The following is a 22,214-nucleotide window of genomic DNA, read 5'->3' as shown; positions in this document are numbered from 1 at the left end:
TCTCTCACTACCTTCTCCGGTTGAGTTGCCGCTCCAGTGGCCATTCATCAAGATGCACGGTCTGGAAACTACTTTGTTATTCTCGACCGTCGAGACGGCAGCAAGCCTCTAGATGATGATGACATTGTGCGTATATGCAGCACCAACGTCGGCGTTGGCGGCGAGCAGCTGCTGACAATTGAACGGGCGTCGGACCAGGGTCTGCGCGCCGGCGCCTATGCGGCAATGCGGATATTCAACATCGACGGCAAGGAAGTTGGGGCATGCGGCAACGCCACGCGCTGCATGGCATATTTGCTGCTCGAGGAATCCGGCAAGGATGAGGTGGTGATGGAGTTGGCAGGGGGCGTCGTCCACTGCCGCAGGGCAGGGCCGATGGAGGTCAGCGTCACGCTCGGACCGATCAGTATGGATTGGCGCAAGATTCCTTTATCGCGGGAGGTTGATACGCTCCACCTGCCTACCGAAAGCGGTCCGCTCGCAGATGGGGTCGGTCTCTATATCGGCAACCCGCATGCAGTCTTCTTTGTCGATCAGCTCGATAGCGTCGACATGGGCCGCTATGCGCCCGCGGTGCATAATGATCCTCTCTTCCCAGAGGGAGCCAACGTGGGCGCTGCTCAGGTTCTCGACGGACAGACCCTTCGGCTCGAGGTCTGGGAGCGGCAAGGCATAATAACCAGGGCATGTGGCACCGGCGCCTGCGTTGCCGCTTATGCGGCGCTTAAACGAGGCCTTGTCACATCGAAGAAAATCGCCGTCCATCTTCCGGCCGGGAAGCTCGATATCGAACTTCTGGATGGCGACAGGGTCCGTATGACCGGACCAGTTGCGTTCTGCTGTCATGGTTTTCTCGAGGCGGGCAAGAAAGCCGTAGCCAAGATCTCATAGGCCAGCGTCGTATGTGCAGAAGGACCCGGCCAGAAAAGCGCGAGCACTGGAAGATAAGACAATGGAAATTAACCCTTCAAACGATAGCTGCGCCTATGGGCAACCTGGCATTTTCCGAGGGCATTTGCGTTTCGACAATCCTCATCTGGCGGACTACAGCTGGCCACTTTGTGAGATCCGCGGCAGGAAGCCTGGTCCGGCGGCTATGTGTATCCGCCGGAGTTCACGTCAACGAGGTATCCAGCATCGAAGCTGCTGTTCGCTTGCAGCGGATGATCGATCCGGAGACGATCCAGGGCTCCGTCTCCATTATTCCTTTGATCAACCAGCCGGCGTTCTACAAATATACTGAACTAGTCTGTCCGATTGATGGCCGAAATATCAATTTCACTTTCCCCGGAAACAGGGATGGAACTTTTTCGGAAGCGCTATGCGATTTCAATCATGAATGAATGGTGCGTAGACGCTGATTGCTACGTCGATATGCACGGGGGCGACCTGCGAGAGAACGTCTCAAAGTTTTCGATCTTCCAGCGCACTCGCAATGTCGAACTCGACGCTGCCGGAAGGCGTATGGCGATGTGCTTCGACGCCGAGATAGTCATAGGTCTACCTCCTGCACATATGGAAAAGTCGGGTCGCGCTCCGACGGGTTTTGCTCGTCACAACCGGCTGGCCTTGATGTCGGAAGCAGGAGCGAATGGGCTTCTGGATGAGGGTTCGATCTCCTTCCACCTCGAAGGAGTGCTCAACATAGCCCGCACTCTCGGAATCATCGATGCGCCCCTCGCACCATTCCTGAACGCACGAGTTCCATGTGATGAGTACCTCTGGCTTGACTGCCCCGTGGATGGCGAGTTCCACGCCGAGGCCGAGCCGGGTGATCGGGTTACCAAGGGCCAACGCCTCGGTACGATCAGCAATCTCTTCGGCGAGACGCTGGCAGAAGTCGCCGCACCGGAGACAGGTTTTCTCCTGTGGCGCATGACGCATCCGACGATTCCAAAAGGATCGCCCATAGGAGCGGTCGCAGTCGAGGAAACATCGGTTTCACCAGTATCATGAACACTTCAGGATTGCTTTCAGTTGCTCGCTGGAACTCGGCACCTTTGTTGGCGGATATCTGGGTGCCCGGCGACAGAACGGCGGCTCATTCGGCACGCCCGGCATAGCCAGCACGCAACTCAATCGGCTTGAGAAGAACGTAAGGCCGACGAGAAGCCAGGAATGAGCGGTCGGCCTGCCTCTAACGCTGATTAGGCCCCTCGTTCGCTTGACTGTGACCAATTCGAAGCGCTTTCGAAAAAGGACTTTAGGAAATGAAATTCTCAGGCTTCCGCGTATTTGCCGAAGCGCTCAAAGGGAACACCGGATGGCGCCCGCTTTGGCGCAATCCGGAGCCCGAATCAGACTATGACTATGTCGTCGTCGGCGGAGGCGGCCACGGTTTGGCGACCGCTTACTATCTGGCCAAGACGTTCCGGCAGTCCCGTGTCGCTGTGCTGGAGAAGGGCTGGTTGGGATCGGGGAATATTGGCCGCAACACAACCATTATCCGTTCAAACTACCTCCTTGCGGGCAACCAGCCATTCTACGAATTTTCGATGAAGCTATGGGAAGGACTGGAGCAGGAACTCAACTTCAACGCGATGGTTTCTCAACGCGGAGTCATCAACCTTCTCCACTCGGATTCGCAGCGCGATTCATTTCGACGCCGTGCAAACGCAGTGATACTCGCCGGAGCTGACGCGCGTCTATTGAGCCGTGAAGATTTGCGCGTGATGGTTCCTTTTCTGAATTTCGACAATGCGCGCTTTCCGATCCGCGGCGGTTTGCTGCAGCCGCGGGGGGGCACGGCGCGTCATGATGGTGTCGCGTGGGGATACGCTCGTGGCGCAGATAGCCATGGCGTGGACCTGATTCAGAACTGCGAGGTGACAGGTTTCCGGATTGTTGATGGCAAAATCCGCGGTGTCGAGACCTCGCGCGGCTATATCGGTGCTGGCAAGGTCGGCGTTGCAGTTGCGGGCTCTTCGGGCCGCGTCATGGCGATGGCGGGGATGCGGCTTCCAATGGAGAGCCATGTTTTGCAGGCCTACGTCTCGGAAGGCTTAAAGCCCATACTTCCAGGCGTCATCACCTTCGGGGCGGGACATTTCTACATCAGCCAGTCAGACAAGGGCGGCCTTGTCTTCGGCGGTGACATCGACGGCTACAATTCTTATGCGCAGCGGGGCAACCTGCCTGTGGTTGAGCATGCTGCCGAATGCGGCCTGGCGCTGATGCCAATGATCGGGCGTGCCCGCCTCCTGCGCATGTGGGGCGGTCTGATGGATATGTCGATGGACGGCTCACCGATCATCGACCGCACGAACGTCGAAGGCCTCTTTTTCAACGGCGGCTGGTGCATTGGTGGCTTCAAGGCGACGCCTGCGAGCGGCTTTGCCTTTGCCCATCTGCTTGCCACCGGATCTCCCCACGAGACTGCGCGCGCTTACCGGCTCGATCGGTTCTCCCGCGGGTATGTAATTGACGAAACCGGCACCGGGGCCCAGCCCAACCTGCATTGAGGTCAACCGAATGCTAATTCCCCATCCCATTCTGGGCTCGCGCGATGCGCGAGAATTCACTTATCTCGGTGATGTACGGCTTCTGGACCGTCCCGACCCAACCAGCCCCAATGCCGAGGCAGCCTTCTGTGAATATGTCTTCCTGCGCGACAACCCGGCGGGCGTGCACCGTGAGCTGTGGTTCCATGAGCAGGGCGATCGGTCATGGCTGTTGGTTACGCGCAACACAGTAACGCACGAAATCCTCGGCGCCGAATTGGCACGCGATGTCGCGCTGGCGCGCAAAAGGAGCGGTCAATGACCCGGTTGTCCGGCGGGCTGGTCAACCGCTCGCAAACCCTGAACTTTACCTTCGACGGCAAGCGATACCAGGGCCATCCGGGTGACACGCTTGCCTCGGCGCTTCTGGCAAATGGCGTGCGCCTGATGGGCCGTAGCTTCAAATATCATCGTCCGCGCGGTTTACTATCGGCCGGTTCCGAGGAGCCGAACGCCTTGGTTGAGCTGCGCTCGGGCGCTCGTCAGGAGCCGAATACGCGCGCCACCGTCGCGGAGTTGTTCGAAGGGCTTGTGGCGCGAAGCCAAAATCGTTGGCCCTCGCTCGGCTTCGATGCCTTGGCGGTCAATGATTTGCTGTCGCCGTTCTTGACCGCCGGATTCTATTACAAGACCTTTATGTGGCCGAAAGCCTTCTGGGAGAAGCTTTACGAGCCTGCGATCCGCAAGGCGGCAGGCCTCGGAAGCTTGTCAATGCAGGCCGATCCCGATGCTTATGACAAGGGGTTCTTACATTGCGACCTCTTGGTCATCGGCGGGGGCCCGGCCGGACTTGCGGCGGCACTCACAGCGGCGCGCTCCGGTGCACGCGTGATCCTGGCAGATGAGGATTTCCGTTTGGGCGGCAGACTCCTGGCCGAGACGGAAGCGCTGGACGGGGCGCCGGCTACCGAATGGATCTCCGCGTTGGAGGCTAAATTTGAGAGGCTGCCGAACATTCGTGTGATGCGCCGCACCACAGTGTTCGGAGTCTATGATCACGGGATCTACGGTGCCGTGGAACGGGTTTCCGATCACCTTCCGGAGCCGGGGGACAGGGTCCGTCAAACGCTGTGGCGCATCACTGCCAGACGCGCGATATTGGCGGTGGGTGCCACCGAACGACCCATCGCCTTTGCCGATAATGACCGACCGGGGATCATGTTGGCGGGCGCGTTGCGGGCTTATGCTAATCGCTGGGCGGCGTGCCCGTCCAAGACGATCGCGGTCTTCACCAACAACGATGACGGTCATCGCACTGCCCGCGACCTCGCCGGCAAGGGCGTCCATGTTGCGGCCGTTATCGACGCGCGTCGCGAGGCCAGAGCCGGGGGCGATTATCGCGTGATCGCCGGTGGCATGGTGACCGGTTCGCGCGGGCGACTGGGCCTCACAGCAATCGAGGTTTCCACGGGCGGCAGCCGCGAATGGATCGAGTGCGGTTCGCTGGGGTGTTTCGGGCGGCTGGAACCCGAATGTGCATCTGACCTCCCATCATCGCGGTCGGCCCGTTTGGAATGAAGCGCTGCAGGCGTTCCTGCCGGGCGCTGATGGTCCGGCGGGATCGCTTACGGCGGGTGCGGTGGCCGGACATTTTTCGACTGCCCAGACACTCCGTTCCGGCGCCGACGCGGCTCTGCGCGCGTTGAACGAACTCGCAATTGCGGCAGCGCCGCCGGTTCTGCCGCAGTCGGAGGAGTCCGGCTACGGGGTCGCGCCCATTTTCCACGTACCGGGCAAAAAGCGCGCCTGGGTCGATTTCCAGAACGACGTGACGGTGAAAGACATCAAGATCGCCCATGCCGAGAACATGCGGCCGGTAGAGCATTTGAAACGTTACACGACCCTGGGCATGGCGACGGACCAGGGCAAAACCTCAAACGTGACCGGGCTTGCCGTGATGGCGGAGCTCGCCGGGAGAACAATCCCGGAAACGGAACAACGATTTTCCGCCCGCCCTACACTCCAGTGACAATCTCGGTCCTGGGCGGCGGCGATATAGGCCCGCATTTCCAGCCGCGCCGCCTGCCGCCAACACACGGTTGGGCTGAAGCGCAAGGTGCAGTATTTGTTGAGTCCGGTCTGTGGATGCGGGCCGAATATTCCCCCGCCGCGGCGAAACGCATTGGCGCCAATGCGTGGATCGTGAGACCGAGGCCGTGCGCAGCGCGGTGGGCTTGTGCGACGTCTCGACACTCGGCAAGGTCGACGTGCAAGGCGCAGACGCAGGCGAATTTCTCAACCGGCTCTACAGCAATGTGATGGACACGCTAAAGGTCGGTCGGGTTCGCTACGGGCTGATGCTGCGCGAAGATGGCTTTGCCTTTGACGACGGCACGTGCGCCCGGCTGGCCGAGGATCACTATGTGGTCACCACGACAACCGCCAACGCCGGGCTGGTCTACCGCAACATGGAGTTTGCGCGGCAATGCCTCTGGCCAGAACTCGACGTGCAGATCATCTCCACGACGGACGCCTGGGCGCAGATCGCCGTCGCCGGACCAAAATCGCGCGCCCTGCTTGCCCGTATCGTGGATGGGTTCGACCTGTCGAACGACGCCTTCCCCTTTATGGCCTGCGCGGAACTGACCGTTTGCGGGGGGTTGCGCGCACGGCTCTTCCGGATCTCCTTCTCGGGCGAACTCGCCTACGAAATCGCGGTGCCGGCCCGCTACGGCCATGCGCTGATGGAGCGGCTGATGGAAATGGGAGCCGATCTAGGAGTGACGCCCTACGGAGTTGAAGCGCTATCCGTGCTGCGGGTCGAAAAGGGCCACGTCGGTGGTTCCGAACTGAATGGCCAGAGCACGGCCGCCATGCTTGGGTTGGGCAAGATGGTGTCGCAGAAGAAGGATGCCATCGGCGCGGTCATGTCGCGACGTGAGGGGCTGGCGGGTGATATCCGCCGAATTGTGGGTCTGCAGCCCGTCGAGCGCGCAGGCAAGGTTGTTGCCGGGTCACATTTGTTTACCGAGGGCGCAGCGCAAAATCTCGACACCGACCAGGGCTGGATCACGTCGGCCTGCTACAGCCCGCATGTCGGATCGATGATCGGGCTCGGCTTTCTGGAAAACGGCGACCAACGCATTGGCGAGGTAATCGTCGCCGCGAACCCGGTCGAGGGCGAAAGCGAACGGCTGCGTATCGTGCCGGCACATTTCGTCGATCCAGAAGGAGCACGTCTGCGTGACTGACCTTAACGCCTTAACGGCGCTCGGCGCCGCACAGCCCCGTCTGGTATCCTTTGCGGCACTCGACATCCGGGAGAATCCGGATCTGGCGCTTGCCTCTCTGGCGCTGCGCCACGGTGCCACGGAACCAGCGCCCTTCGGCCTTCATCTTCCAGAACCAGGCCGCTGGGTGGCAGGGCAGGGGGTGGCGGCCTTCTGGGTCGGCCCCGATCAATGGATGGTCGAATCCGAGGGCCATGCCGAGGAGAATTTCGCTGCCGATCTGAAAGAGGCCTCGCCCGATTGTACAGTAACCGAGCAAACCGATGGCTGGATCGTGTTCGAGATTGTCTCGCGGTCGGGGAAGGCGCCTCTCGAAGCATTGTTGTCGAAACTCGTCAACATCAATCTCGCGGACTTTGGTTCGGGCCATGCGACCCGTACCGGCCTTGAGCATATGAGCTGTTACGTGATCCGCCGGAGCGAATACCATGTCGCTGTGCTGGGCGCGCGGTCGTTCGCCGGATCGCTCTGGCATGCGTTGGAAACGGCGGCGAGGCGGCTGAAGGAATAGCTATTGCAACCACACGGAGTCTGTTTGCCCCACCAACAGGGTCATCGCCCTGTACGTGCACAGGTCTTGTAGACGCCCTAAGGATAACAAGAGGGCCGGCCGTGGCTTTCGGCCGTGCCGGCTGGCCCTGCACATGAAAGATCGAGATGAACAAATCCTTCTGACGGCCGGCTCCAGAAGGTCCAGCATTCGACGATGGGCAGCCGGCAATTTTTGCGAATGAGCTTCCTTCCCCGAAGAAGCACACGGCCATTCCCGCCTTGGCCCAACAATGCGCTCAACAGCATCCGACACTCAAGCAGCAGACGCGCAGCGATCGAAAGGTGCGGTCGGTGGAATGTGGCCGCTGCAGCAGGCGGCCAGTGCGTTATCCTTGCGGCCAATTCAGCCGGGTAGCGCGCACTGAAACGCCCTGCCGCGGGGCAGACGACTTCTAAATTGAAGTCTAAGGAACCAACCAGGCGACCTCGCGACCAGTCCCCGAACCACTGACCGGGCCTTGCAGATCGCACACCATCTCCGGTTCGCACAGGCGCGTCTCCATATATCCAGATTGGATTAAAGGGCAGCGAAATTATATTTTCCAAACTAAGTGATCCATGGAACTCTCTGCTTGGAAAACGGGAGGCCCAAGCCGCGATGCAACAGGAATTCCTAGCTTGCGTTCAAGGAAGAACCGCAGTGTCAACTGCCTCGCGCTCCCCTTTCGGCGGGCGCTAGCCATGAAGGTTGGCTGATTGACCGATGATACACACGAATTTCTCTCGCTCCCTTCCCCGATCGGATCGCCTCTGCAGTGGCCATTCATCAAGATGCACGGTCTGGAGAACTACTTTGTTATTCTCGACCGGCGCGACGGCACCAAAGCCCTGGATACCGACGACATAGTGCGCATCTGCAGCACGAACATCGGCGTTGGGGGTGAGCAGTTGCTGACAATTGAACCGGCCTCGGATGAGGGGCTGCGCGCTGGCGCCTACGCGGCAATGAGGATTTTCAACATCGACGGCAGGGAAGTTGGCGCATGCGGCAACGCCACTCGCTGCATGGCGTATCTGCTGCTTGAAGAATCCGGCAAGGATGAGCTCGCGATGGAGTTGGCGGGAGACATTGTCCTCTGCCGCCGGGCAGGGCCGATGGAGATCAGCGTTACGCTTGGACCAATCAGCATGGATTGGCGCAAGATCCCATTGTCGCGAGAGGTTGATACGCTCCACCTGCCCATCGAAAGCGGTCCGCTCGCTGATGGAGCCGCGCTCTTCATCGGCAACCCGCATGCGGTCTTCTTTGTCGATCAACTCGATAGCGTCGACATGGGCCGCTATGCGCCTGCGGTGCAGAACGCCCCTCTCTTTCCAGAAGGTGCCAATGTGGGCGCAGCCCAGGTCCTCGACGGACAGACCCTACGACTTGTCGTCTGGGAGCGACCAGGCGTGCTCACCAAGGCATGCGGAACCGGAGCCTGCGTTGCCGCCTATGCGGCGCTTAGACGAGGCCTCGTCACTTCCAGGAAAATCGCCGTTCATCTTCCGGCCGGGAAGCTCGACATCGAGCTGCTGGACGGCGACAAAGTCCGCATGACCGGACCAGTGGCGTTTTGCTGTCACGGTTTCATAAGAGGAGGCAAGTAACGACATCCAGGATGCGCCGCGGGTCATGGCTCAGACCTGCGAACTGATAACAGTCGATGGGAGCCATATCACAAAAACAGGGGAATGAGATTATGAGCGCAACGACCAGATATTTTGCATTCAATGCGGCGCTGCTATTGGCCGCCTTACCCTTTGCAGCGCAGTCGCAGGACATCCCGGATAACCTCAAAGGTACCGGGGAAGTCGTTATAGAATCGAGCGGGGGCACCTTGGAAGCGGCCGAGAAGAAGGCATTTTTCGATCCCTTCACACGCGATACCGGGATTAAAGTTGTGCTGGTTGCGGAAGATCACGCAAAGCTGTTGGCCTCGGTGCAACTCGGCCAGCCCGCGAACGACATCGCCGATCTTGCTGGCGGTCAGCTTGCGAGTTGGATCGCCAAAAACGGCGCTGAGAAGATAGACTACAGCTACTTCGCCAAGGAGACCCTGGCCAGCATACCGGAGCCGCTGAGAACCGAATTCGGCATCGGCAATTTTACGTATTCGGCCGTTATCGGCTACAACACCAAGAAGTTTCCGGAGGATGGGAAGCACCCAAAGAACTGGCTCGACTTCTATAACGTCAAGGAGTTTCCGGGAAAGCGCGCACTGTCGAAATGCGAAAAGATGGTTGAGGGAGGCCTACTCGAAGGGGCGCTGATGGGCGACGGCGTACCGGTTGACAAGGTTTATCCGATCGACATGGATCGGGCCTTTGGCAAGATCAAGGCGCTTATGCCAGATGTGGGTCGCTGGCTGGTCGCTGGCGCCGATGGCCCCCAGAGCCTTATCGACGGCGAGGCCGACATGGCCTCCAGTTACAACGGCCGAATGGCGGCCGCTAAGGAACAAGGCGCGCCCGTTGCGTTTTCATGGGAACAGTCGTTGCTTCAATATGACTATTGGGTGGTCATGAAAGGCTCGCCCAACAAGGAAAACGCATTCAAGTTCCTAGCCTATATCTCCCGCCCAGGACCGCAGGCGGTCTTTGCCGAGGCGATCCAATACGGCCCGGTCAACCAAGAAGCGTTCAAGCTCCTTCCCAAGCAGCTGGCCGAAAATCTGCCCGGTGCGCCGGATCTTGTTAAGCAGCAGGTTTTCCAAAACTATCCATGGTGGGGTAAAACCGGCTCCGATGGTCGCACCAACTACGAAGTTGCGATGGAACGCTGCGTTGCACTGCTGTCGCAGTGATAGGTTCGCCGCTGCAGGCATCGGAAACGCCTGCAGCGGCGATTATGCCCACGGCATAATTCAGGTCGGTCGGCGACGCGCTTCGCAAATAAGAGGAAAAGAGTATGGAAGTCACCGCGCTAAGCAACAGCTGCGAATTCGGCGAGCCCGGGATTTTTCGCGGCTATGCACGGTTCGAAAGTCCGCGCCTCGCAGGCTACAAATGGGAGATTTGCGAAATCCGTGGGAAAAGGCCCGGTCCGCGCCTTTGCATATGCGCCGGTATTCACCCAAATGAGGTGTCAGCGATAGAAGCCGCCGTACGACTTCAAAGAGCGTTCGACCCGGAGATTATGGCAGGCAGCGTTTCCATTATTCCATTCATCAACCAGCCGGGGCTCTTTGAGTACCCTGATTATGTTTGTCCGCTTGACGGCAAAAATATCGAACACACCTTTCCCGGCAGGAAGGACGGAACATTTTCCGAAGCCCTTTGCGATGCGATCATGAACGAATGGTGCGACGGCGCAGATTGCCTCATAGACATGCATGGGGGCAACTTGCGAGAGAACGTCTCGAAGTTCGTGATCATTCAGCATGCGCCTGACCCTCAGCTCAATGTCCGGGCTCGGCAGATGGCGATGTGCTTCGACGCCGAGTTTGTTCTTGCTCTGCCGACGCGCTTTATCGACAAGCCAGGGACATATTCTCCCTCGGCTTTCGCTCGCCAAGGTCGACTCTCCGTGCTCCCGGAAGCTGGAGCAAACGGTCTGGCGACCGAAGGTACGGTTTCCTTCTTTGTTGAGGGCGTTCTGAACGTCGCACGCACTCTCGGCATCGTCAGCACACCCCTTTCAGAAGCCCGAAACGCTCGGGTTCATTGTGATGATTATCTGTGGATCTATAGCCCAGCGGGGGGAGACTTCCACTCCGAGGTGGAACCCGGTGACCGGGTGACTAAGGGCCAGCGTCTCGGCACGATCACCAATATGTTTGGAGAGCAGTTAGCCGAACTTAGCGCGCCGGAGTTCTGGCTTCGTTCTCTGGCGTGTAACGCACCCCTCAATCAAAGAGGGTTCGTTTATTGGGGCGATAGGCATCGAGGAAAATCGATCATCGTAACTTAGAACAGGACTTCGTCCACCGCCGACTAAGGTGCCGATAGTCGTGCCAACTATGACGTTGCACTGCAACAATGCGTAGCGCCCCTGTCGTAGTAAGCGGGGTGCTGCTGCGGTTCATGGACTTCAAGCAGCGGCAGTCCACATGGCTGGTGGCCTTGCGCCGTTGTCGGATGGCGAGGCGAAACAGGCACGCTAGTGAGGGACATCTCTTCACTGTCGAAGAGATGTCCAACATCGCGCGTGTCTTCAAGACCGTCGTTAAGCCCGTACCAGGAGCGCCCGGGGCTGGGTGAATCGACGATGGGACGAGATGCAATCGGTTTGATGAGGCGCTGGTGGAATCCTGGTGCGACAGGAGGCGATCCTACACGCAAGACGCATTGAGGCTTTCCGAGAGAAAGTTCTCTACCGGCCGCCCATCCCGGAAAATTATTGGCTGTATGGGATGAAAACCCGGAGCGACATTTGTATGAGTGTGATGTTGACAACAGGAATGACCGCTGGTTCGGCCGCATCACCAGCGGACAAGAGGCGAAGCCACATGAACATCTTCCTGGCAAAGCGCTGGGTTCGGAGCAGCATCGTTGCTGCTCCCCTTGCCGTGCTTTTGATCGGTTTCCTTGTCATTCCGCTGTCGTTTATCCTATGGGGTAGCGTCGAAGGTACCAAGCTGAACTTTGCGCACTATGCGCGAATAATCTCCAACGAGACAAATCTAAGGATCCTGCTGTATACTTTGAAGATAGGGCTGATCGTAACAATCGTGTCACTGGCTGCTGGTTATCCGGTTGCGTATCTTTTGACGAAGATCAGGCCGCGCACATTATCGATTGTGACCGTATTCATTCTCGTCCCGCTGTTCACCGCCTTTCTTATCAGGACCTACGCTTGGATCATAATCCTCGGCCGCGAGGGGATTATCAACAACACTCTGGTCCGGCTTGGCATTGTCAGCGAGCCGCTACCGCTCCTCAATACCACATTTGCCGTGGTCATCGGCATGACACATGTGTTTATCCCGATGGCGATCTTCACGATGTTTTCATCGATGGTGCGGATCGATCACGATTTCGCCCGTGCAGCGCAAATTCTTGGCGCGAAACCGATCCAGGCGTTCCTGCGAGTGTATTTCCCGATGTCGCTTCCGGGCGTCTTCTCCGCCGGAGTCCTGATCTTCATCGTGGCGATCGGTTTCTACATCACGCCGGCGCTTCTTGGCGGGCCGAGCGACACGATGATATCACAGTTGATAGTCACGCAGATGACGACGCTCTTGAATTTCGAACTCAGCTATGCGTCGTCGATCTTGCTCCTGCTAGTGACAATTGCCACGCTTTTTCTCGCAAGCCTCTTCATTCCCCTTGAAATGATCTGGTCTCCGTCGATCGCCGCCCTGTCGATCCGGCCACCTGGCGCGAGGTCCCGCGCCTTGAAAAGCGCGGGAAGGATTGCCAACCCGCTCCTGGTCGCTATCGAAACTCTGATTCATGTGATGACAAAGCCACTGCTCACCCGCAAATCCCGGTGGCTTTGGATCTATACGATCGTCGTCCTAGTGTTTCTTACGGCGCCCCTGATCGTCATTGTCGTGCTTTCGTTCAGTTCGTCCTCGTTCGTCGTCTTTCCTCCTCCAGGCTTTTCGCTGCAGTGGTGGGAGAAGTTGGCGAACGCTACGGACTGGCAGGCATCCTTCCTCTTCTCCACCAAGCTTGGGCTCACCTCTGCGCTGCTCGCGACGATCGTCGGCACCATGGGGGCTTTCTGGCTGGTTCGCACCACGCTGCCCTTCAAGAGATCGCTTTTCCTGTTCTCTCTGTCTCCTCTCATGGTACCCGTGGTCATCGTCGCGACGTCGCTCTACGTTTTCGAAGCTCGCATTCACGTGCTCGGCAGCTTCATTGGGTTAGTGCTTGGACATGTTCTTCTGTCTGTGCCCTATGTCATCGTGATCATGGCAGCCGCGTTGCGCGGTTTCGACGAGTCGCTTGAAAGGGCCGCAGCGGTCCACGGCGCGCGTCCCGCGCAGGTGCTCCGCCTGATAACGTTGCCGATCCTCAAGCCCGCGCTGATTACAGCGGGTCTCCTCGCTTTCCTGACCTCATTCGATGAACTGCTCGTCAGCATCTTTCTGCTTGGTCGACAGACGCCAACGCTGCCGATGAAGTTCTGGGGTGATATCAAGTTCCAGGTTAACCCGCTCCTCAGCACGGCCTCGACCTTCATCGTCGCGCTCGTAATTGTATCGATCCTGACCGTTCAGTGGATCAGGGTACGGCATGAAAACCGTACCTCAACCAGTGCCAGCAAATGAACGATAGGAAGCAATGATGTCCACCAGCCTTGAGATGAAGAAAATCCAGAAATGGTATGGCGCGCTCCACGTCGTGCGCGACTTCGACCTCTATGTTGAACCGGGTGAATTCCTGACCTTTCTTGGTCCATCCGGTTCCGGCAAGACCACCGCGCTCAAAATGATCGCCGGCTTCGAATCGCCGAGTGGCGGCGACATGTTGCTCGGTCCGCGCTCCATCGTGGACGTGCCCCCTTACGAACGTGGCATCGGGATGGTGTTCCAGAACTATGCGCTCTTTCCTCACATGACAGTGGCTGACAACGTCGCCTTTCCCCTAACGGTCCGCAAGGTTGGGCGCGCCGAAACGGAAGAAAAAGTCTTGCGCGCTTTGCAACTGGTCAAGATGGTCGAGTACCGGGATCGCTTTCCCAATCAGCTTTCTGGCGGACAGCAGCAGCGCATTGCCCTTGCACGTGCGGTCGTCTTCAACCCGAGCATCCTGCTGATGGACGAACCCTTGGGTGCTCTCGACCGCAATCTTCGCGAACATATGAAAATCGAGATCATGCGCATCCAGGACGAACTGAATATGACGGTCGTCTTCGTTACCCACGATCAGGACGAAGCGCTTACGATGTCAGACCGGGTTGCAGTCATCAATGAAGGCAGGCTTGTCCAGGTCGCCGACAGCAGGAGCCTTTACTACAGTCCGCAAGACCGATTCGTCGCGTCCTTCGTCGGTGAGTCCAACCTTCTTCCCTGCCGTGTCGACCGTATCGAAAATGGCGCGGGCATGGTGACCATTGGCAAGGCCTCGGGCGTCGCTCGCCTATCTGGGCAATTGCGAGGCGACGCGGGATGGCTGTTTGTACGGCCTGAGCATGTTGATATCAGCCCACGCGGCGCGAACTCCAACGCTCAGAATGTCCTCGCTGGAGTCGTCGAGCATGCACTGTTTCTGGGTGAAATGACGCGCTATGCGGTTCGGTGTGACAATGAAACCATCACGGTTAAGCAGCAGAATCGAGGGCAAACCCAACTCGCCGGCGGAACGCCGGTCACCGTTTCCTGGGATGCGCAAAACTGCATCGTGTTAAACTAAAGCGGCGCAGCAGCTCCCCGACGTTGGGCGATCTCGACGACAGAAATTTTGTCAATGCCGCTCGAACTGTCTCCAAAAGTGCCGAAGTAACATTCCCCAGTTTCGCCGCTCCGGCTGTCGCAAAAGGGCGTCCATTCTCCGGTGGCCGGCCGAGCGGTCACTTGGACCGTTTGAACTTCTCTCGTATCCAGTTCCGCCGCCGCTGGACAGAGCGGTGTGCCGATGAGGGATGAGTGTGACAGCCAACCGCTAGCGGATAGGCCGGGCTTCTCGCCGCGAGCCTAGCTCCGCGGTGAGTGCGGCGACAATCTGTACAAAATTCCGAACGCTCCGTTGGAAGAATACTGACTGCACTATCGCGATCCTGCCAGCGGTCTCTCATGAGTGCCAGTCACTGAATGGTGACATATTTGCGGTTGTAAGCCGGAGTGAGGGAGCCGAGAATTAGTCCAAGAAATCAATCCTTTGACTCGGACTGGCTCCGCCGATGTCTGTACCGGTCTGAACTTGTAGCCTTGGAGGTATGCGCCGTGAGTACCATCGAAAAATACATGCCCACGCAGCGTGAACAGGCGTTTCTGGAGAGAGTGGTCAACGGCAAATACGACCGGCAGATCATCACCGGCATAGCCAAGTTCGCCACCGGTGACGTGTCCCAGGACATGCGGGGGTTCTATTCACAAGAAGAGCTCGACCGGATCCTCGAGCTGAAAGGCACGGCGAGAGATCTGGAGGCGCGTATGCCGATCAAGATCACGCGGCACTATTATGAGCAGGCGCAATACAGCAAACCCATGCAGACGCTGGTGAAAGCCAGCCCGAAAGAAACCTACGATCTCGACGGTGCCGAGGATCCGGGCAAGCAAATGACCTACAGCCCGCGCGAAGGGCTGATCCATAAGTATGAGCTTGGTCTGCTGTATGTGGCTGCGACCTGCTCCGCCCACTGTCGCTTCTGCTATCGCGAGGAGCTGATCGGCCGCAAAGAGATCACCCGTGAGGATGGGACGGTTGCTCCTAAGGGCTTGGCGCAGCTCGGCGAGATTGTCGAATACATTGGCGAGCACAACAGGGCCGTGGCGGTAAATGGCGGTCGCCATCCAGAAACCGGGCGTGAGAAGCTTCGCGAGATCCTGATGTCGGGCGGCGATCCCATGGTTCTGGGGAACAAGAACATTGCTGCCTGGCTGGCCGGGCTCGCGGAAGCCGGCGTCGAGAACATCCGCATCGGGACCAAGGAGCTCGCTTTTCATCCGCAGCGGTTCGACCAAACTTTCTTTGCGATGCTCGACGCTTTCCACGAGGTCTACCCGGAAGTCAGCCTGCGGATGATGGTGCACTTCAACCATCCTGACGAGTTTCTCCGCAAGACACCGGATGGCGGTTATGTCGATAATCCTGGCGGTGGGCTGCATTGGATCCCCGAAACGCGGGTGGCGGTTAAGGAACTGGCCCGGCGCGCCTGGATCACCATCCATAACCAGTCACCGATAATTCGCGATATCAACGACGATGCCGAAGCGCTGCGGATCATGCAACGCGAGATGCTCCGAAACGGCATCAACAACCACTACTTCTTCTGCGGTCGCGACATCGTCGGGCACAAGGCATTCAATGTGCCGATCGAGCGGGCCTGGCAAATTCTGAACGAGTCACAAAAGGGCCTTTCCGGGGTCGAGGCCCATGCGCGGCTTTCGATCACTCACTACAAGGGCAAGACCGAAGTGGCGGCCGTCACCAACGAGCCTGTACCTGGCGTCCCTGGTGGTGAAAAAGGCGTTGTGATCTTCAAGTTGTTGCGTTCGGCCGCGGATGCACGAGACCGGTGCAAGGTGACCATCGTCGGGCGCAATCCGGATGCAATCTGGTTCAACGGTTACGATGATCGCGTCATCTTCGACGAGGCTGGCCTCTATTCCATGTATGGGATCAATCCCGCATTCCTGCAGGCCGCTGAGTAGGGGCGGAGACCAGGATAGCCGCCATTTCCAACGGTATGGGAGCCGGACTTGACCTATGTCGTCACCGAGAACTGCATCAAGTGCAAATTTACCGACTGCGTCGATGTGTGCCCAGTCGATTGCTTTTATGAGGGGCCGAACTTTCTGGTTATTCACCCGGATGAATGCATTGACTGCGATGCCTGTAAACCGGCGTGTCCGGCAAAGGCGATCCACCGGGATACGGACCTGCCGGCGGATATGAAGCACTTTCTGGAGCTCAACGAGGAGCTCTCTCGACTTTGGCCCAATGTGACTGATTCCAAGCAACCACTTCCCGACGCAGCGGCGTGGGATGGAATAAAGGGCAAGCTAAGCCATCTGGAGCGCTAGCTGCTATCGGGAGATGCGCGTGGACGCGAAATTGCATACCGAAATATCGAAAAGCGCAGCCCTGTTGAGCGCGCCAAGTCTGTTTTGCCGGGTGGATGCAGCCGAAATACGATCCTGCGCAAGCCGCATCCGATCTACGTCGAGCGAGGGCAAGGGTGCTATGTCTATGACGTGGAAGGCGTCCGGCGCACGGACTTTGCGAACAATATTGCCTCGCTCATCCATGGGCATGCACATCCGGCGGTCGTTGCTGCTGTCAGCGAGCAGCTGCAGAAAGGAACCGCTTTTGCCCTCGGCACCGAAGTCGAGATCGACTATGCCGAACATATTTGCAGCCGAAATCCTGCCTTTGAGAGAATCCGCTTCGTCAATTCAGGAACGGAGGCTGTCATGGCGAGCCTCAAAGCTGCTCGGGCATTCACCAGGCGACCGAAGATCGCCAAGGTCGAAGGAGCCTATCACGGTCTCTACGACTACGCCGAGGCAAGCCAGATGGCCAGGCCGGACAACTGGGGACAGCCCGAGCGCCCGTCGAGCGTTGCGGTGTCGCGCGGAACGCCCCAGCGCTTACTCGACGATGTCGTTGTGATCCCGTTCAACGACGTGCAACGGGCACTCGAGATACTCGACGAACATCGCGACCAATTGGCGTGCGTGCTCGTCGATGTGCTTCCCCATCGTATTGGCGTCATTCCTGCGGCGGAAGATTTCGTTCAAGCGCTGAGACGCTGGACCGAACAAAACGGGGCGCTTCTCATCTTCGACGAAGTGATCACGTTTCGGTCCAACTTCGGAGGGGCACAGCAATGGTATGATGCACAGCCGGATATCACAGCCTTAGGCAAGATGATCGGAGGTGGCTTTCCCGTCGGGGCGATAGCCGGACGCGCTGAGGTGATGGAAGTCCTGAACCCCCTCAAAGGGCCGGCGCCTTTTCCGCTTTCAGGCACTTTCTCTGCAAACCCAATCACGATGGTCGCCGGCTTTACGGCAATGAAGTTATACGATCCACAAGCCGTTGCCAGGCTCAATGCACTGGGCGACCGCGCGCGCCACTCGATCGGCGACGCTATCAAGACTGCCGGCGTGCCTGCATGTGTTACAGGCCAGGGATCGATGTTTCGAATCCATCTATCCGCGGATGCGCCTGCCAACTACCGGCAGGCCTACTTGTCGCCAGAGAAAGCTTCTCTCCTTTCGGCGTTCGTCGGGCATCTTTTCGACGGCGGCCTGCTCATGGTCGAAACGAGTACTGGTTTCCTGTCAACGGCCATGTCTGAGCAGGATATTGATGACATGGCGGCTGTGGTTCTGGTCGCTCTGCGCAAGATGAAGCCTCATTTGTAACTCGGCCTCTGGCGCGCGGAATGCCGTGCAGGCAACGTGCGGCTGGAAGGTCAAGGTCGCTGACCGCCACCCGGCAGCCAAGCGGGGTTTGAGCTTGCACCCTGAGCGACCTGACTGCAGCGAGGCGGAAACGAAGGAGCCTAACCATGGTTGAAACCGCCAATGCAGGCTTGCCCGCATCGGACCTCGATTTCAACGCAGTCTCATCGGAAGGAAAGGCCTCATTTGAGAGCGCGCTCAGGCTCAACATCCTTGTTCTGCCAGGGTTCTCGCATCTTAGCCTTTCTTCGTTCGTAGAGCCATTTTATCAAGCCAATTGCAGCGCCGGCGAGAAGTTATTTGGCTGGCGGATCGTCGGCACAGACATGTCGCCCGTGCTGAGTTCGAGCGGCATCGCAATCTCGCCCGACATCGACATCAGTTCCTACAGAAACAACAATGACGATTCACCCATTGTAATAATCGGTGGGGAGCGCATCGAAGAGCAAAAGTCGCGTGTGCTCTCCGCTCTCCTACGCGTCAAAAGTCATCGCAAATTGCCAATCTGTGCGATTGGAACCGCTGCTTGGTTGCTGGCTGACGCAGGGATCTTACGTGGCGGCATGCGATGTACGATTCATTGGTCGAAACTTGCAGCTTTGGCCGAAAAGTTCTCGGACTTGGTCACCGAAGATTGCCTCTTTGTCCAGCATGGCTCCGTTACAACTTGCGCCGGTGAGCTCGCAGCCCTCGATCTCGCAGCTGAAATGATCCGCCTTAGGCATGGAGAGGACCTGGCCCGCCGGGTTTGTGGTCAGTTGAGTGCGGACAGATTTAGGACAGGTAACCATAGCCAATCGATCCCACTTGGAGTGCGCTACACCGGTGCTGTCGAAAAGCTCATTCGCGTGATCAGGCTGATGGAGAGGCACGTAGAGGAACCGTTGCCACTCAAGAAAATCGCCCTCTCAGTCAGTCTATCGCGCCGCCAAATCGAGCGGCTCTTCTCAAAGCACCTGAAGACTACGCCGATGAATTATTACTCTCAGGTTAGGCTCGAAAAGGCGCGGCAACTTCTCGAGACGACAGACATGCCGGTGATCGAGGTGGCCATAGCCTGCGGATATGTTTCTTCTTCACATTTTTCGAAAGCCTTCAAAGATCATTTCAGCATGCTGCCGAGTCATACGCGCCCGTGGGCAAGCCCCGTTGTGCAGGCGTAGGCGGTTCAAACAGAGCGCAGCGTTGGGGTGAATAGCAGTGGCAATCGTCGATGGAGCTCGGCATGGCTGACTCCGGCTGTCTGAGCTGCGTTGGCACCGGCCTCGTCTTTCGATGCGCGCAATGGGAGCGTTCCGGTGCTTTCGCTAGGCCAGAGACCCTGCAACCTGTGCAAGTGGACAGGTTGCGAAATCAGCGCATCCCTAGCACCATTGGGTGTCGGCGCCTTGCCGTAGTTTGCTCATACCAACGATAGGACATAATTCCCGATTCCGTAAGGCGAGGGCGTGGCCTTCACTGCCGCGTCTCCGATTGTGCCGCCAAACGATGTTGAAATTGCCTCAATTGACGGTAGGCTATGGGCGTCAAAGGCGGGGTCTGGATTATGCAATGCGAGATATCATGGAGTGTTGCGCAAGTTCCTAATAAAGCTCCTGCTGTTTCTACCCATGTTCCTTGGTCGGACCACCTAATGGCTTATGATAGAGAGCATCAGCCCATCTATTTGATGCTCCTGCAAGCGTGGTTCGAGGAAGCCAGCGTAGCCGGCGCGCTCGGATGGAAAGCGGTGAAGCTTCCGCTAGCGCCCATCGCTCTCCGGTATTTCGCCGATGCATTCCTCGAGCTTCTCCAGGCGGAACTTCGCTACGCGAAGTTCATGGCCGGCTTCGAAACGTCGATGGCGTCCCAAAGGTGCGGTCGTCGTGAGGTCGCGCTCCAGTTCGGCAATGCGCGCGCGCACCTGTCGAGCGTCGTCCTGGCGCAACGCTCTAATCAATCCACGTCCTCGCATTAGTCTTCCTTGCTGCACCCGAAAAAGCCATGCGGGTTTACCCACGGAGACCCTAATTTCCGGCAAGCCGAAACGTTCGAAATTTAACTTCAGCTACTTTAGCGAAGACAAGGTTGCTCTTGGGAAAAACCTCCGGCGAGGAGGGCAGCAAAGGGCTTGGGTATGAAGTGGACCAGCAAAGGTAGCGCCGGCCAAGAGCGCAACTGCGATGGTGCATGGGGCTGCGGGACGGCGGCTGGGGTGTGGATAATGAGCCCTGGCCTATTGCCGATTCCGCCAGCCGGCGCGCACCTTCGCAGCTATGGTGGCGGCTCATGTTGAATTGGCGTTGTTTGAGCAGTCACTCGGCGATCGCGAGGGCATACATCAACCGTTCGGTGATCGCGTGGCTGACGCCGCGGAGAAAACCGCAGGATCGGTTCTGTTCGACGTACGTGTCGACGGCGATATCTGCGTTCAGCGGATGGCTGCGATCGGATATGGCGAAACTGGCACCGCGATAATCGTGCTGGAGAAGAGCGGACAGCTTAGATGCGCCTCGATCAACGGGGACACAGCCATCTTGGTGGCAGAATTGGCTGCTTGGTATGCGTCTCCGCTGAGTGAGCAAGCAAAGGGTGACCACCACGGGACGGCCATGATGCTGCTAGCAGAGCTTCGTAGCTCGGGTCACTTTGTACCGTCCCCAGGCGGCTGAGCGCTGCCTTTTACGCAGGGAGGCATATTCACCGGCGGCACGGCAGCCCTAGGCAAGAAAAAAGGCCCGCGACGTCGTCGCGGGCCTTCCGTTCTGATCGGCAGGGATTCGATCAGAACGAGCGCTGGAAGCGGAGGATGCCCCCGACGCTGTTTTTCTTGTCGGCTTTGGTCCAGTTGGTGACGGTGTCGTCGCCAAGGTGCAGGTAGTCGACTTCGGCCGTGACCTTGAAGCCCTTGACGATTTCGTAGGCAATGTTGGCTGCGACGCCGAGGTTCTTGCCTTCGTCATACGAGATCTGGGTGTTGAACGAGGTCTTCTCGTTGATGGTGTAGGTGCCACCACCCCAGACTGCCCAGTTGCCGCTCCACTGCTTGTAGAAGCCGCGGCCGTGGGCATCGATAGCGTTGCCCGCGTCGTCCAAGAGGTTGTCGTCGGTGCCGTAGCCGCCCATGATGAACAGTGACAGGTTGTCCATCGGCTTCACGTCCAGGCGAACCTTGCCGGCCACTTCCTCGTAGTTGCTGTCGTAGGCGACGACGCCGCTGATCGCACCCAGCCCTGCGTGTACTTCACGCCGCCGACGACATGCGGAACATAGCTGTCGATGGTGCCGACTGTGCCGGAACCTTCTTCGAGAGAGACCACGGCCGAAAAACCATTACCTGCGTCGAAGTAATACTGGACGACGTTGGTGTCGAAATCGCCGTAAGGAACCAGCGTGTCGTTGATGACATTGCCGGCATAGCCGATGAACGTATCGAAGGCCGATTCGTCCTTACCGACGCGCAGACCGCCGAGCTGGATCCAGGCGAAGTTCAGCGTAACGCCCTTGTTGAAGGCATAGTTCTGAGGGCTGTCCGGACCCGCATAGGCGTTGCGGTTGCCGAAGTTGAAGCGGGTCTCAGTGTAGGTCTTCAAGGTCCGAGCTCGGTTTCCTGGCCGGTCCAGGTCCTCAGGTCGAAGCGTGCATTCTTCTTCCAGGTGCCCTGGTCGCTCCCGTCCTGCACGTCATGGGTGCGCGCACCATCGAACGAGCCGACGTCGCCACCGGCGATATCGTAGCGGACATAGCCACCGATGCGCAGGCAGGTTTCGGTGCCGGGGATGTAGAAGTAGCCAGCGCCGTAGACGTCGCAGATCTTGACGTATTCAGCCGGTTCCGGCTCGGCAACGACGACGGCGTCGGCGGCGCGAGCACCGGAAACTGCGATCAGGGCCGCAGCGGAGCCGAGAAGAAGGCTCTTGATGTTCATTTTTGATCTCCACTCAAAGGTT

Annotated in this window: 19 protein-coding genes and 2 pseudogenes; 18 read left to right on the top strand and 3 right to left on the bottom strand. The window is 58.4% G+C overall.

Features of this window, described 5'->3' with window-relative positions:
• The first annotated feature begins 36 nt into the window (after positions 1-36).
• The 16 genes and pseudogenes from dapF (AC0V8S_RS24460) to AC0V8S_RS24385 all read left to right on the top strand — a co-directional run bounded on the left by dapF (AC0V8S_RS24460) (position 37) and on the right by AC0V8S_RS24385 (position 19,448).
• Positions 37-891 (top strand): diaminopimelate epimerase, encoded by an 855-nt coding sequence (dapF, locus tag AC0V8S_RS24460; protein ID WP_475433909.1) that lies wholly within the window; start codon positions 37-39, stop codon positions 889-891.
• Positions 892-986: 95 nt separating this feature from the next.
• The gene (locus tag AC0V8S_RS24455) at positions 987-1,343 is read left to right on the top strand and encodes a M14 family metallopeptidase (protein ID WP_475433907.1); all 357 of its coding nucleotides are present in this window, start codon (positions 987-989) and stop codon (positions 1,341-1,343) included.
• Positions 1,300-1,956, top strand: a complete 657-nt coding sequence (locus AC0V8S_RS24450) for a M14 family metallopeptidase (protein WP_475433905.1) — start codon at positions 1,300-1,302, stop codon at positions 1,954-1,956. Before AC0V8S_RS24455 ends, AC0V8S_RS24450 begins: the two co-directional genes overlap by 44 nt.
• A gap of 254 nt (positions 1,957-2,210) precedes the next feature.
• Entirely contained in the window at positions 2,211-3,461 is a 1,251-nt protein-coding gene (locus AC0V8S_RS24445) for a sarcosine oxidase subunit beta family protein (RefSeq protein ID WP_475433904.1), read from the top strand.
• A gap of 10 nt (positions 3,462-3,471) precedes the next feature.
• Positions 3,472-3,762: a sarcosine oxidase subunit delta gene (locus AC0V8S_RS24440; protein ID WP_475433902.1), complete on the top strand. Its 291-nt coding sequence runs from the start codon at positions 3,472-3,474 to the stop codon at positions 3,760-3,762.
• Positions 3,759-6,691: pseudogene (locus tag AC0V8S_RS24435) on the top strand (sarcosine oxidase subunit alpha family protein). Before AC0V8S_RS24440 ends, AC0V8S_RS24435 begins: the two are co-directional and overlap by 4 nt.
• Positions 6,684-7,241, top strand: a complete 558-nt coding sequence (locus AC0V8S_RS24430) for a sarcosine oxidase subunit gamma (protein ID WP_475433901.1) — start codon at positions 6,684-6,686, stop codon at positions 7,239-7,241. Before AC0V8S_RS24435 ends, AC0V8S_RS24430 begins: the two are co-directional and overlap by 8 nt.
• A gap of 737 nt (positions 7,242-7,978) precedes the next feature.
• A complete protein-coding gene (gene dapF, locus AC0V8S_RS24425; protein WP_475433899.1) occupies positions 7,979-8,872 on the top strand; it encodes a diaminopimelate epimerase in 894 nt (297 codons plus the stop codon).
• Positions 8,873-8,964: 92 nt separating this feature from the next.
• A complete protein-coding gene (locus AC0V8S_RS24420; RefSeq protein WP_475433897.1) occupies positions 8,965-10,068 on the top strand; it encodes an ABC transporter substrate-binding protein in 1,104 nt (367 codons plus the stop codon).
• A gap of 104 nt (positions 10,069-10,172) precedes the next feature.
• Complete coding sequence (locus AC0V8S_RS24415) at positions 10,173-11,174, top strand: succinylglutamate desuccinylase/aspartoacylase family protein (protein WP_475433896.1); 1,002 nt, start codon at positions 10,173-10,175, stop codon at positions 11,172-11,174.
• 538 nt (positions 11,175-11,712) lie between these two features.
• On the top strand, positions 11,713-13,482 hold the full coding sequence (locus tag AC0V8S_RS24410; RefSeq protein ID WP_475433894.1) for an ABC transporter permease subunit: 1,770 nt from the start codon (positions 11,713-11,715) through the stop codon (positions 13,480-13,482).
• Between the two features lie 16 nt (positions 13,483-13,498).
• Entirely contained in the window at positions 13,499-14,566 is a 1,068-nt protein-coding gene (locus tag AC0V8S_RS24405; RefSeq protein ID WP_475433893.1) for an ABC transporter ATP-binding protein, read from the top strand.
• 530 nt (positions 14,567-15,096) lie between these two features.
• Complete coding sequence (locus AC0V8S_RS24400) at positions 15,097-16,527, top strand: KamA family radical SAM protein (protein WP_475433891.1); 1,431 nt, start codon at positions 15,097-15,099, stop codon at positions 16,525-16,527.
• A gap of 48 nt (positions 16,528-16,575) precedes the next feature.
• A complete protein-coding gene (gene fdxA, locus AC0V8S_RS24395) occupies positions 16,576-16,899 on the top strand; it encodes a ferredoxin FdxA (RefSeq protein ID WP_475433890.1) in 324 nt (107 codons plus the stop codon).
• A 171-nt stretch (positions 16,900-17,070) separates the two neighbouring features.
• The gene (locus AC0V8S_RS24390; RefSeq protein WP_475433889.1) at positions 17,071-18,246 is read left to right on the top strand and encodes an aspartate aminotransferase family protein; all 1,176 of its coding nucleotides are present in this window, start codon (positions 17,071-17,073) and stop codon (positions 18,244-18,246) included.
• A gap of 146 nt (positions 18,247-18,392) precedes the next feature.
• Positions 18,393-19,448, top strand: a complete 1,056-nt coding sequence (locus AC0V8S_RS24385) for a GlxA family transcriptional regulator (protein WP_475433887.1) — start codon at positions 18,393-18,395, stop codon at positions 19,446-19,448.
• A 578-nt stretch (positions 19,449-20,026) separates the two neighbouring features.
• Here AC0V8S_RS24385 and AC0V8S_RS24380 read toward each other — a convergent pair.
• On the bottom strand, positions 20,027-20,212 hold the full coding sequence (locus AC0V8S_RS24380) for a hypothetical protein (protein ID WP_475433885.1): 186 nt from the start codon (positions 20,210-20,212) through the stop codon (positions 20,027-20,029).
• A gap of 328 nt (positions 20,213-20,540) precedes the next feature.
• On the opposite strand from AC0V8S_RS24380, the gene AC0V8S_RS24375 reads away from it, so the two are divergent.
• Positions 20,541-20,936, top strand: a complete 396-nt coding sequence (locus tag AC0V8S_RS24375) for a hypothetical protein (protein ID WP_475433883.1) — start codon at positions 20,541-20,543, stop codon at positions 20,934-20,936.
• Between the two features lie 112 nt (positions 20,937-21,048).
• Here AC0V8S_RS24375 and AC0V8S_RS24370 read toward each other — a convergent pair whose 3' ends face one another.
• Positions 21,049-21,447: a porin gene (locus AC0V8S_RS24370; protein WP_475433882.1), complete on the bottom strand. Its 399-nt coding sequence runs from the start codon at positions 21,445-21,447 to the stop codon at positions 21,049-21,051.
• A 77-nt stretch (positions 21,448-21,524) separates the two neighbouring features.
• Here AC0V8S_RS24370 and AC0V8S_RS24365 point away from each other — a divergent pair.
• Positions 21,525-21,797: pseudogene (locus AC0V8S_RS24365) on the top strand (hypothetical protein); the annotation flags it as partial.
• Positions 21,798-21,853: 56 nt separating this feature from the next.
• On the opposite strand, the gene AC0V8S_RS24360 reads toward AC0V8S_RS24365, so the two are convergent.
• The gene (locus AC0V8S_RS24360; RefSeq protein ID WP_475438764.1) at positions 21,854-22,192 is read right to left on the bottom strand and encodes a porin; all 339 of its coding nucleotides are present in this window, start codon (positions 22,190-22,192) and stop codon (positions 21,854-21,856) included.
• Positions 22,193-22,214: the final 22 nt, after the last annotated feature.

The organism is Mesorhizobium oxytropidicola, from assembly GCF_056174625.1.
The sequence above is the reverse complement of the archived record's forward strand: the minus strand, read 5'-3'. Positions and strand labels throughout refer to the sequence as shown.

Excerpts from the sequence above, each read along its gene's own strand:
- AC0V8S_RS24455 (WP_475433907.1), top strand. The coding sequence starts at position 987 with ATGGGCAACCTGGCATTTTCCGAGGGCATTTGCGTTTCGACAATCCTC.
- AC0V8S_RS24450 (WP_475433905.1), top strand. The coding sequence starts at position 1,300 with ATGGAACTTTTTCGGAAGCGCTATGCGATTTCAATCATGAATGAATGG.
- AC0V8S_RS24445 (WP_475433904.1), top strand. The coding sequence starts at position 2,211 with ATGAAATTCTCAGGCTTCCGCGTATTTGCCGAAGCGCTCAAAGGGAAC.
- AC0V8S_RS24440 (WP_475433902.1), top strand. The coding sequence starts at position 3,472 with ATGCTAATTCCCCATCCCATTCTGGGCTCGCGCGATGCGCGAGAATTC.
- AC0V8S_RS24420 (WP_475433897.1), top strand. The coding sequence starts at position 8,965 with ATGAGCGCAACGACCAGATATTTTGCATTCAATGCGGCGCTGCTATTG.
- AC0V8S_RS24415 (WP_475433896.1), top strand. The coding sequence starts at position 10,173 with ATGGAAGTCACCGCGCTAAGCAACAGCTGCGAATTCGGCGAGCCCGGG.
- AC0V8S_RS24410 (WP_475433894.1), top strand. The coding sequence starts at position 11,713 with ATGAACATCTTCCTGGCAAAGCGCTGGGTTCGGAGCAGCATCGTTGCT.
- AC0V8S_RS24405 (WP_475433893.1), top strand. The coding sequence starts at position 13,499 with ATGTCCACCAGCCTTGAGATGAAGAAAATCCAGAAATGGTATGGCGCG.
- AC0V8S_RS24385 (WP_475433887.1), top strand. The coding sequence starts at position 18,393 with ATGGTTGAAACCGCCAATGCAGGCTTGCCCGCATCGGACCTCGATTTC.
- AC0V8S_RS24375 (WP_475433883.1), top strand. The coding sequence starts at position 20,541 with ATGGTGGCGGCTCATGTTGAATTGGCGTTGTTTGAGCAGTCACTCGGC.
- AC0V8S_RS24360 (WP_475438764.1), bottom strand. The coding sequence starts at position 22,192 with ATGAACATCAAGAGCCTTCTTCTCGGCTCCGCTGCGGCCCTGATCGCA.